16 protein-coding genes are annotated in these 14,576 nt (G+C 49.6%); 12 read left to right on the forward strand and 4 right to left on the reverse strand.

The genetic code is table 11. The features are described from left to right. The first annotated feature begins 1,440 nt into the window (after positions 1 to 1,440). The 7 genes from nrdH to JNC80_RS08835 all read left to right on the forward strand — a co-directional run bounded on the left by nrdH (position 1,441) and on the right by JNC80_RS08835 (position 7,905). A complete protein-coding gene (nrdH, locus tag JNC80_RS08805; protein WP_022710815.1) occupies positions 1,441 to 1,662 on the forward strand; it encodes a glutaredoxin-like protein NrdH in 222 nt (73 codons plus the stop codon). Positions 1,663 to 1,933: 271 nt separating this feature from the next. Further along, the gene (gene nrdI, locus JNC80_RS08810; RefSeq protein ID WP_022710813.1) at positions 1,934 to 2,344 is read left to right on the forward strand and encodes a class Ib ribonucleoside-diphosphate reductase assembly flavoprotein NrdI; all 411 of its coding nucleotides are present in this window, start codon (positions 1,934 to 1,936) and stop codon (positions 2,342 to 2,344) included. Between the two features lie 257 nt (positions 2,345 to 2,601). After that, positions 2,602 to 4,707: a class 1b ribonucleoside-diphosphate reductase subunit alpha gene (gene nrdE / locus JNC80_RS08815; RefSeq protein WP_022710812.1), complete on the forward strand. Its 2,106-nt coding sequence runs from the start codon at positions 2,602 to 2,604 to the stop codon at positions 4,705 to 4,707. 69 nt (positions 4,708 to 4,776) lie between these two features. After that, complete coding sequence (nrdF, locus tag JNC80_RS08820; RefSeq protein ID WP_022710811.1) at positions 4,777 to 5,751, forward strand: class 1b ribonucleoside-diphosphate reductase subunit beta; 975 nt, start codon at positions 4,777 to 4,779, stop codon at positions 5,749 to 5,751. Positions 5,752 to 6,076: 325 nt separating this feature from the next. Then, positions 6,077 to 6,265 (forward strand): Flp family type IVb pilin, encoded by a 189-nt coding sequence (locus tag JNC80_RS08825; RefSeq protein WP_022710810.1) that lies wholly within the window; start codon positions 6,077 to 6,079, stop codon positions 6,263 to 6,265. A 102-nt stretch (positions 6,266 to 6,367) separates the two neighbouring features. After that, on the forward strand, positions 6,368 to 6,529 hold the full coding sequence (locus tag JNC80_RS08830) for a Flp family type IVb pilin (protein ID WP_084664739.1): 162 nt from the start codon (positions 6,368 to 6,370) through the stop codon (positions 6,527 to 6,529). A 119-nt stretch (positions 6,530 to 6,648) separates the two neighbouring features. After that, entirely contained in the window at positions 6,649 to 7,905 is a 1,257-nt protein-coding gene (locus JNC80_RS08835) for a cytochrome P450 (protein WP_376710089.1), read from the forward strand. Positions 7,906 to 7,962: 57 nt separating this feature from the next. On the opposite strand, the gene JNC80_RS08840 is transcribed toward JNC80_RS08835, so the two are convergent. From JNC80_RS08840 to JNC80_RS08850, 3 genes are all read right to left on the reverse strand, one after another. After that, on the reverse strand, positions 7,963 to 8,307 hold the full coding sequence (locus tag JNC80_RS08840; protein WP_306400751.1) for a cupin domain-containing protein: 345 nt from the start codon (positions 8,305 to 8,307) through the stop codon (positions 7,963 to 7,965). Continuing rightward, positions 8,307 to 9,593 carry an O-acetylhomoserine aminocarboxypropyltransferase gene (locus JNC80_RS08845; RefSeq protein WP_151159312.1) on the reverse strand — a complete coding sequence of 429 codons (1,287 nt, stop codon included), beginning with the start codon at positions 9,591 to 9,593 and terminating at the stop codon, positions 8,307 to 8,309. Before JNC80_RS08845 ends, JNC80_RS08840 begins: the two co-directional genes overlap by 1 nt. Before the next feature lie 194 nt (positions 9,594 to 9,787). Beyond that, complete coding sequence (locus JNC80_RS08850) at positions 9,788 to 10,204, reverse strand: CoA-binding protein (RefSeq protein ID WP_376710090.1); 417 nt, start codon at positions 10,202 to 10,204, stop codon at positions 9,788 to 9,790. A gap of 367 nt (positions 10,205 to 10,571) precedes the next feature. On the opposite strand from JNC80_RS08850, the gene rplM reads away from it, so the two are divergent. The 4 genes from rplM (at position 10,572) to JNC80_RS08870 (ending at position 12,497) form a co-directional block, all read left to right on the forward strand. Continuing rightward, entirely contained in the window at positions 10,572 to 11,036 is a 465-nt protein-coding gene (gene rplM / locus JNC80_RS08855) for a 50S ribosomal protein L13 (protein WP_022710805.1), read from the forward strand. After that, positions 11,036 to 11,515, forward strand: a complete 480-nt coding sequence (gene rpsI, locus JNC80_RS08860) for a 30S ribosomal protein S9 (protein WP_022710804.1) — start codon at positions 11,036 to 11,038, stop codon at positions 11,513 to 11,515. The genes rplM and rpsI overlap by 1 nt, the downstream gene beginning before the upstream one ends. Before the next feature lie 167 nt (positions 11,516 to 11,682). Beyond that, on the forward strand, positions 11,683 to 12,042 hold the full coding sequence (locus JNC80_RS08865; protein ID WP_376710091.1) for an antibiotic biosynthesis monooxygenase family protein: 360 nt from the start codon (positions 11,683 to 11,685) through the stop codon (positions 12,040 to 12,042). Beyond that, a complete protein-coding gene (locus JNC80_RS08870) occupies positions 12,039 to 12,497 on the forward strand; it encodes a GNAT family N-acetyltransferase (RefSeq protein ID WP_376710092.1) in 459 nt (152 codons plus the stop codon). Before JNC80_RS08865 ends, JNC80_RS08870 begins: the two co-directional genes overlap by 4 nt. Before the next feature lie 11 nt (positions 12,498 to 12,508). Here JNC80_RS08870 and JNC80_RS08875 read toward each other — a convergent pair whose 3' ends face one another. Then, positions 12,509 to 13,315: a 5'-nucleotidase, lipoprotein e(P4) family gene (locus JNC80_RS08875; protein ID WP_376710093.1), complete on the reverse strand. Its 807-nt coding sequence runs from the start codon at positions 13,313 to 13,315 to the stop codon at positions 12,509 to 12,511. Positions 13,316 to 13,493: 178 nt separating this feature from the next. On the opposite strand from JNC80_RS08875, the gene speB reads away from it, so the two are divergent. Beyond that, entirely contained in the window at positions 13,494 to 14,444 is a 951-nt protein-coding gene (gene speB / locus JNC80_RS08880; protein ID WP_376710094.1) for an agmatinase, read from the forward strand. Positions 14,445 to 14,576: the final 132 nt, after the last annotated feature.

A 14,576-nucleotide genomic window follows, 5' to 3' on the forward strand; every position in this document is an offset into this window, starting at 1 on the left:
CCACCATTTCCTCCCCTCTTCTGCAAATCAACATTTTGTATCTTGCGCTGATTTTCAGCGGAAATTGTTTCATGCAGAATCGCAGTCTCATGGCTGACTAGAGCGGTTTAAGTCCAGATTGAATCACAGTGCTCGCTCTAGATTCTTTATTTGATCGCATTATCACGGGCGTCAAGTTGATCCAACTTGACTGTGAAATGCTCTATCCTCACATCTTCCTTTCTGCACTTCTTCTCCGCCTCATTTAAGAATCGCCTGCCCGCTCCGACCGCTTTTGTAAAGAAAAGAATCTGCCCGGAAACAGCAAAGATTCCGCCCCAAAACCGCTCATATCTTATATGCTGCGGTTAAGAATCAAGCTGAGCGGTGGCAGCACGCCTGCCGACCCTGCTGATGCCCTTTTGGCACATCTCCACATATTAATTCAGCCCTGTGTATAGCGGGTAAAATTATCAGAGAGACACCATAGGTATTGACGAAAAATTCATAACATATACCATATATAGTGTCTTGAGCAGTTCTTCGATTCTGCAAACCGCAGCTTCGTAACCACGCTCAAAACGGCTTTATCAGGCACAATGAAACCGGCGATACGCAATGCGATCCGGGATAGTTGCGTCGAAATTTTTGCCGGTTCTCAGGAGGCAACTCCTTTCCGGCGGAGAATCGGAACTTGTTGTTATCAACAGGCTCCGGGAATGTTGAAGACGGAAGAAATGTGATCCGTTGCGCCGGTGTTGTTTTCAGTATCGCAGGCACACAGATCACAGTTCAGCAAGGCAACAGGAATCAGGTTATGCGCAAGGTCAGAGCTGCTTTTCAGGAATCGGAAAACAAACAGATATCTGCATCTGTCGTTCAGAAACCTGTTTCAGCAGATTTGTCAGCGGTCAGAGCGAATCTTCGCCCGATGGCTTTATACGACCATCTCTGATGCCGCATCCGGCTCCTCTGTGAGCTGTTCCTTCCAGCCTCTCCCGCCGTCCGTTCCGTTCTTATCAGTTTAAGCAAGTTCAGCATGCGTTTTGCGGAATAACCGCAGTTTGTGCAGCAAATTTAAAGGTGCTCTTTGCACCTGAAAGGCCTCCGCCCTCTCGTTTCAAAAGCGGCGGAACCACAATGCTCGGATTTATCACCGCCGGTGCGTCTCTGGATGAACCATACCGGTGAGGAATACAGGGAAGCGTAAACAAGAAGTTCTTTGAGGGCACAACGCTCCGGAGAACGAAGAATCCCGCACCGCAAGGTGCAAAAGAGAAGAGCACCGTCAGGTGCAGATACAAGAAGGCACCGCAAGGTGCAGACCAATGAGGCCCTGCCAAGGGAAACTGTAGCCCCCGCTACAATGTCCGCTGACTATTCTCTCCGGAATAATCAACAGGCATATAACGCATATCAGTCTCTGAAAAATATCAGGGCGATCAAGAAACGAGGAATCCGATGTCCATTACTGTTTACAGCAAGCCAGCCTGCGTTCAGTGCACCGCCACCTATCGCGCTCTGGAACGTCAGGGAATCGATTTCAACATCATTGATATTTCTGCAGATGCAGAAGGCTACGACACAGTTAAACGTCTCGGTTATATGCAGGTTCCGGTTGTTGTTGCCGGTGACACACATTGGGCAGGCTTCCGCCCTGACATGATCAGCGCGCTGGCTTAATTATAATGGCCTGAGCGTTCCGGTTTGACTGTCATATCCGGACAATCCGCCTGACTGTTCAATCTGGCCGGTAATTCTCTGCCCGTCTTTCACTTTGCAAGACGGGCAGAAGCCGGAACCAGAAACGGCATTTCAGGCAAATCACAAAAGCTATGCCCTCTTCCTGTATAATGCACAGCATTGGCTGCAAAGCCGGACTGGTGCCACTATATATAGAGGGTCTTTGTTTGACTTCAGTGTCTCACTGGAGATTTAACATGAGGAAGTGGCTATGAGCATGCTCGTCTATTTTTCAAGCGGCACGCAAAATACGCATCGCTTTGTCACAAAAACCGGACTGCCTGCTCTGCGTATTCCGTGCAGCATGAAGGCCGATCTTTTACAGGTGACACAACCTTTTGTGCTGGTTGTCGCAACCTATGCCGGCGGGGACGGACGCGGTGCTGTTCCCAAGCCTGTGATCCGTTTTCTGAATGACAGTGCCAACCGTTCCTTTATTCGCGGTGTGATTGCCGGTGGCAACCGTAATTTCGGTGCAACCTATTGTCTTGCCGGCAATGTCATATCCGAGAAATGTCAGGTGCCGTTTCTGTATCGCTATGAGCTGGCCGGAACGGATGATGACGTTATCAATGTGCGGAATGGTCTGCGAAAATTCTGGCAGGCAGACCTCGCTGCCTGACTTCTGAGCCCATACAGGGTTCAACAACGAGATTAAATTGCTGTCCGCTTTCTCAAACGAAAAGCCGGATCAGTATTGTGAACAGATGTGAAAGCGAAGCCGGTCTTTGTTTTGCACATACCGACAAATAAATTGGCCAACACATATTGGCCGAAAAATGAATTGGAAAAACTGTGGCGACTCTTGAGCTTGAACGGACAGAAAAGAACAATACCAACAGTTCAAACAACGGGAGTTCTAAAAAGGACACTCCGGCAATGGACTATCATGCGCTGAATGCCATGCTGAACCTGTTCGGTCCGAATGGTGAGATCCAGTTTGATATGGATCGCAAGGCCGTTCGCCAGTATTTTCTCCAGCATGTGAACCAGAACACGGTTTTCTTCCACAATCTGGAAGAGAAGCTCGATTATCTGGTGACCCAGAATTATTACGAAAAAGAAGTGCTGGATCTGTATTCTTTTGAATTCGTCCAGAATCTCTTCAATCTCGCTTATAAAAAGAAGTTCCGCTTCCCGACCTTCCTCGGCGCGTTCAAATATTACACCAGCTATACGCTGAAGACTTTTGATGGTCTGCGCTATCTGGAACGTTATGAAGACCGCGTTTGCATGGTTGCATTGGCACTTGCCGACGGCGACGAGGCTCTGGCGATCTCGATCATGGAAGAAGTGCTGTCCGGCCGTTTCCAGCCTGCGACACCGACCTTCCTCAATGCCGGTAAAAAACAGCGCGGCGAGCTGGTTTCCTGCTTCCTGCTGCGCATGGAAGACAATATGGAATCGATCGGCCGTTCGATCAATTCCGCGCTGCAGCTTTCCAAGCGCGGCGGTGGTGTGGCCTTCTCGCTCACCAATATCCGTGAACATGGCGCGCCGATCAAAATGATCGAGAATCAGTCTTCCGGTATTATTCCGATCATGAAGCTGCTCGAAGATGCATTCTCCTATGCGAACCAGCTCGGTGCACGTCAGGGTGCCGGTGCAGTTTATCTCAATGCCCACCATCCGGACATTATGCGCTTCCTCGACACCAAGCGCGAGAATGCCGATGAAAAAATCCGCATTAAAACCCTGTCGCTCGGCGTGGTGATTCCGGATATCACCTTTGAACTGGCGAAGAACGACGAGGATATGTATCTGTTCTCGCCATATGATGTGGAACGCGTTTACGGTGTACCTTTCACGGAAATTTCCGTGAGCGACAAATATCGCGAAATGGTTGATGACGGCCGTATCCGCAAGCAGAAGATCAAGGCACGCGCCTTCTTCCAGACACTGGCGGAAATTCAGTTCGAATCCGGCTATCCGTATATCATGTTCGAAGACACCGTGAATGCAGCCAATCCGATTGCCGGCCGCATCACCATGAGCAATCTCTGCTCGGAAATTCTTCAGGTCAGCGAAGCCAGCACCTATAAAGACGATCTGAATTACGAACATATCGGCAAGGATATTTCCTGTAACCTCGGCTCGCTCAATATTGCGATGACCATGGACTCACCGGATTTCGGCAAGACCGTTGAAACATCAATCCGTGCGCTGACCGCTGTGTCGGATATGAGCAAGATCAATTCCGTGCCATCGATTGCCCGCGGCAATGATGAATCACACGCGATTGGCCTTGGTCAGATGAATCTGCACGGCTATCTGGCGCGTGAACGCATTTTCTACGGTTCTGAAGAAGGTGTGGATTTCACCAATATCTATTTCTACACCGTGACCTATCACGCGATTAAAGCGTCCAACCGCATTGCGATGGATCGCAAGTCGAGCTTTGTCGGTTTTGAAGATTCAAAATATGCCGACGGCACATTCTTCGACAAATATACTGACAAGGTCTGGGAACCGGAAACTGCCCGCGTTCGTGAACTGTTTGAAACAGCAGGCGTTGCGATCCCGACACAGGCAGACTGGGAAGAGCTGCGCAAATCTGTGATGGCGCATGGTATGTATAACCGTAACCTTCAGGCTGTTCCGCCGACAGGTTCGATTTCCTACATCAACAATTCGACCTCTTCGATCCATCCGATTGCGTCCAAGATTGAAATCCGCAAGGAAGGTAAGATCGGCCGCGTTTATTACCCTGCCCCGTTCATGAGCAATGATAATCTCGATTATTATCAGGATGCCTATGAGATCGGCGCGGAAAAAATCATCGATACCTATGCAGCGGCAACGCAGCATGTGGATCAGGGTCTGTCGCTCACACTGTTCTTCCGCGATACTGCAACAACACGCGATATCAACAAGGCGCAGATCTATGCATGGCGTAAGGGAATCAAGACAATCTACTATATCCGCCTGCGCCAGATGGCTCTGGAAGGCACACAGGTAGAAGGCTGCGTTTCCTGCACCCTGTAAACCCTATCCTTTTATATCAAACCGTCTGCTACAGCGCAGACGGTTCATCCGAACAGATCAGAGCACGTTATGAACGCCCAACCTAAACTCGTCTGCGCCACCAAGGCTGTTAACTGGAACCGTATCGAGGATGATAAAGATCTCGAAGTATGGAACCGTCTGACCGGTAATTTCTGGCTGCCGGAAAAAGTTCCGCTGTCCAATGACATTCCGTCCTGGGGCACGCTGACACCGGCAGAGAAAACACTGACCATCCGTGTTTTCACCGGTCTGACACTGCTGGACACTATCCAGAACACTATCGGCTCAATCAGCCTGATGCCGGATGCTGTGACCCCGCATGAAGAAGCTGTTCTGTCGAATATCAGCTTCATGGAAGCGGTTCATGCCCGCTCCTATTCCTCGATCTTCTCCACTCTGTGCTCGACACCGGATGTGGATGATGCCTATCGCTGGAGTGAGGAAAACCCGCATCTGCAGCGCAAAGCAGCTCTGATCATCAATGAGTATAAATCTGATGATCCGATGAAACGCAAAATCGCCAGCGTGTATCTGGAAAGTTTTCTGTTCTATTCCGGCTTCTATCTGCCAATGTACTGGTCGAGCCGCGCCAAACTGACCAATACTGCCGATCTTATCCGCCTGATTATCCGTGACGAGGCCGTACACGGTTACTATATCGGCTATAAATATCAGGTGGCTTTGGAAAAAGAGAGTGAAGCCCGCAAGGAAGAGCTGAAAGATTTCGCCTTCTCGATGCTGCTCGATCTCTATGAAGTTGAAACCAAATATACAGAAGCGCTTTATGACGGCACCGGTCTGACCGAAGATGTCAAAAAATTCCTGCACTATAATGCGAACAAAGCGCTGATGAATCTTGGTTACGAACCGCTGTTCCCGAGCACTGTGACCAATGTTAATCCGGCGATCCTGTCATCGCTTTCACCGAATGCTGATGAGAATCACGACTTCTTCTCCGGCTCCGGCTCCAGTTATGTGATCGGTAAAGCTGTTGCTACAGAAGATGATGACTGGGATTTTTAATTCTTCCGTCAGGAAATAAACGGTTTTTCATTGATATTCCGTCTGCTTTCCGATGATCCGAATATTTATGCTCCTGAGACCAAGCAACGTCTCAGGGGCATTTCTTTTTAGACACATCATTTAAGATATTGAAAACACAATCACATTTTACTTTGTGAATATAAAAAACAATTCACGACAGGCGTAATAAAAGTAATTCGTTAAGCAAGTTCAATGCTTAAACTTCATTTACTATGTAATTTAAGCCTTGAAAAACACTCTTCAGGCTATAAGTCGTAACAGGTCAGCAAGACCATAACGAAAAGAACTATCTGGAGTTAAGGCAATGAAAGCAATTTTTAAGCGCTTCCGCAAAAATGAAGACGGTGCAACTGCAATCGAATACGGCCTGATTGCCGCTCTGATCGCTGTTGTTATTATCGGCATGGTAACATTTGTTGGAACACAGCTGAGTGCAACTTTCAAAACAATCGGCTCGGCAGTTCAAACTTCTAATAAAGCACCTACTCCATAACCCTCTTAAGGTTTGAAATTTGTAAAATAAAACCGTCCGGCAATTGTGTCGGGCGGTTTTATTTATCAGTAGTCTACGAAGCACAACAATGAACTGAGCAAAATGAGAAAACGATTTTTTTTAAAATCAGAAACAGGCGCTACAGCCGTTGAATACGGATTGATTGTTGCGCTAATAGCGCTCCTTATTTCTGCTTCACTACTTCTGACCGGTACATCGTTTAATACGATTATGAAAATACTCTCGGACACTCTGGCAAAATAATATTAAAGCAGGCTGGGTTGAATTCCCCATGCCGCGCTTTGTCACGCTGCATTTTCTCGCCATCTGCCTTTATAGTCGCATAGCAAATTCTCTTTTAATGCCAATGCGATGAAAGCCTGATGAGTCATTTCCCGAATGCCCCTGTAAAACCCGATTATCTTCATTTCGATCCTGCTACCCGCCATGTACGCATTGATCCCCATCAGCCGGATTTTGTACAGAATCCCTATGCGGCTTACGCATGGTTGCATCACAATGCGCGGGTGTTTTTTTGGGAAGATTACGGTTTCTGGTGCTTTGCCGGTTATGACGACATCAACAAGCTGTTCCGCGACCGCCGTTTTGGTCGTGAAGAACCGGGCGGTTATCGTGCCAATGCAATCAATCGCGAACATCTCAAAGATTTCGACGGTGTTGAGCGCCACTCCATGCTCGAGATTGAACCGCCGGTACATACCCGCCTGCGCACCCTCGTCAACCGTGCTTTTGTCTCCCGTCAGGTAGAGCGTCTGCGCCCGCGTATCGAAAAACTTGCCAATGAGTTGATTGACGGTTTTGAACATCAGGGCCATGTTGATCTGATGCCGGCTTTCGCCACCCCTATTCCGGTTGTTGTGATTGCCGAAATGCTGGGCGTACCGACTGACAATGCCCCGCAGTTGCTCGACTGGTCGCATCGCATGGTCAACATGTATATGCACAATGCCACCCGTGAAGTGGAAGACAGTGCCAATCAGGCGGCCAAAGAATTCTCCGACTATTTGCGTGACTATGCTGCGCAGCGCCGCAAAAACCCAGGTGATGATCTGTTAAGCCTGTTGCTTGCCGCAGAAGAAAACGGTGCCAAGCTCTCGGAAGACGAGCTGATTACCACTTGTATCCTGCTGCTCAATGCCGGCCATGAAGCAACGGTCAATCAGACAGGCAATGCAGTGAAAACCATTCTGCAAAGCGGACTGGATCATCGCGCTCTGTTTGCCACGCCGGAATCAACTGCGGCTGTGGTTGAAGAAAGCTTGCGCTTTGATGCACCGCTGCATATGTTCACCCGTTACGCCTATAATGAGACTGAAATTGCTGAAGGCGTAACGCTGAAAGCCGGTGAACAACTTGGTCTGCTACTTGGTTCCGGCAACCGCGATTATCAAGCTTTTGAGCAGCCGGATCGTTTCTGGCCGGAACGTCCGGATCAGAAGAACGTCTCCTTCGGAGCCGGTATCCATTTCTGCATCGGCGCACCACTGGCACGTCTGGAAATGCAGGTCTCACTGGCGACATTGTTCAAACGTCTGCCGAATATCCGCTTTGCCGAGCCACCGCTTTATGGCGACACCTATCATTTCCACGGCATGCAAAGCCTGAAACTGGAATGGTAAAAACAAAAACGCCGCGTCCTATGGAACGCGGCGTTTTCTATTTCAGACAATATAAGTTTAAAGCTTTATCACATAGGTTTTACGAGTCGTTTCAATCACTTCCCACGTGCCTTTAAAGCCCGGTCTGATGATGAAACTATTGCCTGCCCGCAAAGTGACCGGCTCTTTGCCCTCTTCGGTCAGCACAGACACACCGCTGATCAGCTGGAAGAACTCCCACTCATCATAAGCGACATGCCATTTACCAACCGTCGACTCCCAGATACCGGCATAAAGCCCGTCTGAGGTCTCCTCCGCATTCCATGTTCTGAACTGCGGATCACCAAAAATGATACGCCCTTCTGCGGGCGCACCAATTTCCGGTTCAGACTCTGTATTGACTGGCAGCAACAGCGACTTCATCAGGCGATCTTTGCCAAAGCCTGTTCAAGATCAGCAATAATATCGTCAGCATCTTCAATACCGATCGACAAACGCACCACTTCAGGACCTGCACCGGCAGCAACTTTTTGTTCGTCAGTCAGCTGGCGATGCGTCGTGGATGCCGGATGAATAACCAGCGAGCGCGTATCGCCGATATTGGCCAGCAGTGAGAACAGTTCCAGCGAGTTCGCAAAAGTCTTACCGGCTTCATAACCGCCCTTCAGACCGAAGGTGAAAACAGCGCCGCCGCCCTTAGGCGAATATTTCTGCTGCAAAGCATGATATTTGTCAGTCGGCAGACCGGCATAACGCACCCATGAAACTTTCTCGTGCTTTTCCAGCCATTTCGCTACTTTCAGCGCATTGTCGCAATGACGCTGCATACGCAGCGGCAGAGTTTCAATACCGGCCAGAATCTGGAACGAGTTGAAAGGAGAAATCGCCGGACCAAAGTCACGCAAACCGAGTGTGCGTGCTGCAATGGCAAAAGCAATATTGCCGAAAGTTTTGTGCAGTTCCGCACCGGCATATTCAGGGCGTGGCTCGCTCAGCATCGGATAATTGCCGGATTTCGACCAGTCGAATGTACCGCCATCGACGAGAATACCGCCCATGGAATTGCCATGACCGCCGATGAATTTGGTCAGAGAATGCACAACAATATCTGCACCATGCTCGATCGGACGGATCAGATATGGCGATGCCATTGTATTATCAACGATCAGCGGCAGACCGTGCTTATGCGCGATTTCCGCAATCGCTGCGATATCAACAACGATACCGCCCGGATTGGCCAGACTTTCAACAAAGATCGCACGGGTTTTGTCGTCGATCTGTTTCTCGAAGCTGGAAACATCGTCCACATCACCCCAGCGCACTTCCCAGCCGAAAGACTTGAAAGCATTGCCGAACTGATTGATCGAACCGCCATAAAGCTTGTTCGCAGCGATGAAATTATCGCCGGTGCGCAGCAGATTATGGAAAACCAGCAACTGAGCAGCATGGCCGGATGCCGTCGCAACAGCAGCTGTACCGCCTTCAAGCGCTGCAACGCGCTCTTCCAGAACCGCAGTGGTCGGGTTGGTCAGACGGGTATAGATATTGCCGAATGCCTGCAGGCCGAACAAAGCGGCAGCATGATCCACATCATCAAAAACATAGGATGCAGTCTGATAAATCGGCGTGGTGCGGGCACCGGTTGTCGGATCCGGTTTTGCGCCTGCATGAATAGCAAGTGTATCAAAACCCGGGCTGCGCTTAGACATTCTCTACTCCCCAAAATAAACAATTTGGGTCAGGTTAGAATTTTACTCCCGCACAAGCAAAGAAAAAGATTCCGCTTATAACTATAATACACGCAAACTATTATCTTTTTCCGCAGGTACATCTATAAATTACCCGCAGATTTACATTGCGGCAAAACAGAAATTTTGAACCGCAATGTCACATAAAGCTAAAATCAGGCGCCGATCAGACGCTGATGCTGCTGTTTGGTGCACATATTTGTCACCACCTTTATTCCGGCAGCGCGGGCTTTGGCTTCAGCCTCTTCATGAGTGATTTCAAGCTGCAACCACAAAACATCCGGCTGTGTATTCAATGCCAGAATTTCATCGACAATTGCAGGCACAGCATTGGAAGCGCGAAAGACATCGACAATATCAATCTTCTCCGGAATATCGGAGAGCGAGGCATAAACTGTCTGCCCCAATATCTGCTTACCCGCCTGCCCCGGATTGACCGGAATAACTTTATAACCATGCTCCAGCAGATATTTCATCACACCAAAGCTTGGACGATCCTCATTCGGAGAAGCGCCGACCAGCGCGATCACATGTTTGGTTTGCAGGATAGATCTGACTTCCGTTTCATTCATGGCATTCTCCGTTTTCATGCTGCTATGCATCACATTGTGCAGAAGATATAATCTAGGCATAAAATGCGGGCAATTGAAGTGATGCGACAGGCCGGACGGAAATATAGAGTAAAAATCACCGGATTTTTATAGGGTAATATAATACCGCAATTTTAACGCATTGATTTTAAAAGATAATTACAAGGATATGCAAATTCAATACACTTGACGCCCACTCACAGGCACTGTATTGGACAGCCAGAAAGCGTGCATCTGTCAAAGATGAGCGGTTTTCATTTGTTACGCGCAGATTTCTGCCGCAACACAAGCAACAAAAAAAGCCTTGCTCCAGTCTCTGTTGCAAGGATTATTTCCAAGGATAACTTCAATGGCAACTTTTTCCCAGAAGCCAGCAGAAGTGGTGAAGAAGTGGATCCTGATCGACGCTGAAGGCGTTGTTCTCGGTCGTCTCGCTTCTCAGGTCGCCAACATTCTGCGCGGTAAGAACAAACCAACCTTTACCCCACACGTTGACGACGGTGACAATGTCATCATCATCAATGCTGACAAGGTTGTTCTGACCGGCAAGAAGTACACCGACAAGGTTTACTACTGGCACACTGGCCACCCAGGCGGTATTAAAGAACGTACAGCTCGTCAGATCCTCGAAGGCCGTTTCCCGGAACGCGTCGTTGAGAAGGCGATTGAACGTATGGTTCCGCGCGGTCCGCTCGGCCGTCGTCAGATGAAAAACCTGCGCGTTTATGCAGGCGCTGACCACCAGCACGAAGCACAGCAGCCAGAAGTCCTCGACATCGGCGCTTTGAACAGCAAAAATAAGAGGAACGCATAATGGCTGAGCAGCTCAACTCGCTCGAAGAACTTGGCACAGTTGCAGCAGCTGCTGCTCCTGAAGCTCCTGTTCACGTTAAAAAAGTCGACGCTCTCGGACGTTCTTATGCGACCGGTAAGCGTAAAGATGCGATTGCACGCGTTTGGGTAAAGCCAGGCACAGGCAAAATCATCGTGAACGGCAAAGAGTTCAACGCATATTTTGCTCGTCCGGTTCTGCAGATGGTTCTGCAGCAGCCAATCGTTGCAACAAACCGCACTGGTCAGTTTGACATTATTGCGACTGTTGCCGGCGGTGGTCTGTCCGGTCAGGCTGGTGCGGTTCGTCACGGCATTTCAAAAGCCCTGACCTACTACGAACCAGCTCTGCGCGCAGTGCTGAAAAAAGGCGGCTTCCTGACACGCGACAGCCGTGTTGTAGAACGTAAGAAATACGGTAAGGCGAAAGCCCGTCGTAGCTTCCAGTTCTCCAAGCGCTAATCGCGCTCTGGGGCTTAGTTCTCCAAGCGTTAATCTTTTATCGCTTACGAACGACAGAAAAGCGGATCTTCGGATCCGCTTTTTTATTTCATGCGACAGCATAGTCGCTGTCTCCTGCGTCTTGTGTCTCTTATGTTCGACATCATCAAGCCGCAGGATTCTTTTTCATGTATAATCGCTCTCCGTTCGCTACCCTTCCTCAACCGCCTTATTATATCGTTGCGTTTTCATCGCAGCGCACGGCGGATGATGATGCAGGCTATGGTGAGATGGCCGGTCAGATGGTTGAGCTGGCGGAAAAGCAGGACGGATTTCTCGGCGTGGAGAGTGTGCGGGATGCAAGTGGCTTCGGCATTACCAACTCCTACTGGCGCGATGAAGAAAGCATTCGCAACTGGAAGCGCAATGTCGACCATCTGGCAGCGCAGAAACAGGGACGCGCAGCATGGTATGAAACCTATGCTTTACGGATTGCCCGCGTTGAACGCGCCTATGGCTTCAATACGCACGGGACACAAGCCCGATGACAGCCAATCGTTTTACGTTCCGGCGTCTGGACTTGCAGGATATGGCACAGGCTTCCCGCATCCACCGGGCATCCTTCGATAACACTTTGCCATGGCTGAAAGGCCTGCATACACCACAAGAAGACCAATGGTTTTACGAGAACTGCGTCTTTCCGCAATGTGAGGTCTGGGCAGTATTTTCCCCTGATATGGCTGGTATTATTGCCTTTAAAACAGGCTGGATTGAGCAGCTCTATATTCTGCCGGATTTTCAAGGTCGCGGTATTGGCAGTGCTTTACTCAAACAGGCACAAACAACATTTCCGCATCTGCAATTATGGACATTTCAGCGCAATATTCAGGCACAGCAATTCTATGAGAAACACGGTTTTATCGCGATTGGTAAAACCGACGGCAGCGGCAATGAAGAAAAAGAACCGGATATGCTCTATGAATGGCGCAGAGCCGGTTCCTGAACTTATCCAAATCAGCCCTTCCAGACTTTTAAATTCTCACGGTTGATTTCCAGCTGTTTTGCCGGTGTCTGCTTGTAATAATCATCAGCCATACCGCTGATCCAGTCACCGTAATTCGGATTTGGCAGCATGATGAATTTTGAGCCGAACTTGTTCTGTTGTGCAGCAACCAGCAACCGGCGCTCACTATTATTCTTGTCGTAGAACTGTGCGCCAAAATCATTGAGATTGTCACCGGCGTAAACCACAACATCATAGCCCTTGGATTTTACCCGATCGAAACGCGCCTGCTTGTTTGACTGTTCAGTCCGCAGAAAAACCGTTTCACGCGATACACCGGGAAAACCGAGTTTTTGCAGATTACTGACAGTCGCTGCATAGGATGTGTCGTCACGATTGGAGATATAGAATATCCGCCCGCCATGGGAATTAACATAACGGGCGAAAGACACCGCTCCGGCAATAGCCGTTGCCTGTCGCGCCGCCATCCAGCGCGCCCATGTCGGCTTGGTATAAGGCACACCATTCTCCACCCGCCATGCGGCATAGGCGGAATTGTCAATCATTGTCTCGTCCAGATCAACAATCACAGCCTTCTTACGTCCGTCTTCCACCTTTGCCGTGTCAAACGCTCTGCGGGCAGTATTGAAAGCCTGATAAGCCAGTGCCTCATATTCACCTGATTGCTGCACCCAGTTCAAACCCAGCACGGCCTGCTGCTCAAGTTGAGCCTGCGCCGCTTTCTGATCCGTGACACAGCCTGCTGTTAAAACCGCCAGTGCTGAAACCACAAAAACATTGATTACCCTGCTTTGCATAATGTCCCCTCGGATGAATAGAAAAGCACTATCTGCAGGCAGAACGGGACACATCACAATCGCAACTCTGCGCCCGATAATTCTCAGCAATTTAAATATCGGACGCCCGCTTTATCAGCCCGCCAAAAGACGCTACAGCTTGTATCGTCAGTTTTGTTTCAGCTTACGGTGTTACTTCATGGCGCATAAATCCATCGACAATGCTTTTACGGCTCAGACGATCAAAGGAGCCGCAACCGACCCTACTCATGCCGGTGCCCTCTCCTTTATGCGGCGTCTCTATAGTAAAGATGTGAGCAATGCTGATGCGGTGGTCTGGGGCATTCCGTTTGATGCAGCTGTTTCCAACAGGCCGGGCGCCCGTTTCGGTCCACAGGCTATCCGCCGTGCCGCAGCGATTTTTGATAATGACCCGCAATATCCGTTTCAGCGCGATCTGTTTGAAAATCTGGCGGTAATTGATTACGGCGACTGCCTGCTCGATTACGGCAATCATCATCTGACACCGGCCACCATTGAGCAGGAAGCCGCCAAACTGATCGCCAATGATGCTTTTCTGGTGTCGCTTGGCGGCGATCATTTTGTGACATGGCCGATCCTCAAAGCCCATGCCGCGAAATATGGCCCGCTAGCCTTAGTGCAGTTTGATGCCCATCAGGACACCTGGTTTGATGACGGCAAGCGTATCGATCATGGCTCATTTGTTGCCCGTGCTGTACGCGACGGCATTATTGACCCAACCGCATCCATCCAGATCGGTATCCGCACCCATGCACCGGAAGATTGCGGCATTCAGATTCTCTATGGCCATGATGTTGAAGATATGAGCGCCAGAGACATTGTGCAGGCGATTGAAACCCGTACACAGGGGCGCAAAACCTATGTCACTTTCGACATTGATTGCCTTGATCCGGCCTATGCACCCGGTACAGGCACACCGGTTGCGGGCGGCCCGTCCTCGGCAAAAATGCTCTCGGTGCTGCGTCAGCTCGGCAAAATTGATATTGTCGGCGCTGATATTGTAGAGGTTGCACCGGCCTATGACCATGCCGATATAACAGCCATTGCAGGCGCGACAATTGCCATGCATTATCTGGGTCTGCTTGCGGAAAAGAAAGCCGCACGTTAAAGCGGTTCCGGTGAATATTGAATCACTGGCACTGCTCCGACTGTTTGATTTTACGCATTGTCCTCAGGCAAAACCGGTTCCCGCTTTTGCCGGAAATGCTTTAGTCTCACAAAATGAATCAACTGTTTGACA

The organism is Pseudochrobactrum lubricantis, assembly GCF_041929865.1.
Classification (GTDB): Bacteria; Pseudomonadota; Alphaproteobacteria; order Rhizobiales; family Rhizobiaceae; genus Pseudochrobactrum; species Pseudochrobactrum saccharolyticum.

Coding starts and splice junctions, on each gene's coding strand:
- JNC80_RS08840 (WP_306400751.1), bottom strand. CDS start 8,307: ATGAAGTCGCTGTTGCTGCCAGTCAATACAGAGTCTGAACCGGAAATT.
- JNC80_RS08875 (WP_376710093.1), bottom strand. CDS start 13,315: ATGCAAAGCAGGGTAATCAATGTTTTTGTGGTTTCAGCACTGGCGGTT.
- nrdI (WP_022710813.1), top strand. CDS start 1,934: ATGAGCATGCTCGTCTATTTTTCAAGCGGCACGCAAAATACGCATCGC.
- JNC80_RS08835 (WP_376710089.1), top strand. CDS start 6,649: ATGAGTCATTTCCCGAATGCCCCTGTAAAACCCGATTATCTTCATTTC.
- nrdF (WP_022710811.1), top strand. CDS start 4,777: ATGAACGCCCAACCTAAACTCGTCTGCGCCACCAAGGCTGTTAACTGG.
- JNC80_RS08870 (WP_376710092.1), top strand. CDS start 12,039: ATGACAGCCAATCGTTTTACGTTCCGGCGTCTGGACTTGCAGGATATG.
- rpsI (WP_022710804.1), top strand. CDS start 11,036: ATGGCTGAGCAGCTCAACTCGCTCGAAGAACTTGGCACAGTTGCAGCA.
- JNC80_RS08850 (WP_376710090.1), bottom strand. CDS start 10,204: ATGAATGAAACGGAAGTCAGATCTATCCTGCAAACCAAACATGTGATC.
- nrdH (WP_022710815.1), top strand. CDS start 1,441: ATGTCCATTACTGTTTACAGCAAGCCAGCCTGCGTTCAGTGCACCGCC.
- rplM (WP_022710805.1), top strand. CDS start 10,572: ATGGCAACTTTTTCCCAGAAGCCAGCAGAAGTGGTGAAGAAGTGGATC.
- JNC80_RS08845 (WP_151159312.1), bottom strand. CDS start 9,593: ATGTCTAAGCGCAGCCCGGGTTTTGATACACTTGCTATTCATGCAGGC.
- JNC80_RS08865 (WP_376710091.1), top strand. CDS start 11,683: ATGTATAATCGCTCTCCGTTCGCTACCCTTCCTCAACCGCCTTATTAT.
- nrdE (WP_022710812.1), top strand. CDS start 2,602: ATGGACTATCATGCGCTGAATGCCATGCTGAACCTGTTCGGTCCGAAT.
- JNC80_RS08825 (WP_022710810.1), top strand. CDS start 6,077: ATGAAAGCAATTTTTAAGCGCTTCCGCAAAAATGAAGACGGTGCAACT.
- JNC80_RS08830 (WP_084664739.1), top strand. CDS start 6,368: ATGAGAAAACGATTTTTTTTAAAATCAGAAACAGGCGCTACAGCCGTT.
- speB (WP_376710094.1), top strand. CDS start 13,494: ATGGCGCATAAATCCATCGACAATGCTTTTACGGCTCAGACGATCAAA.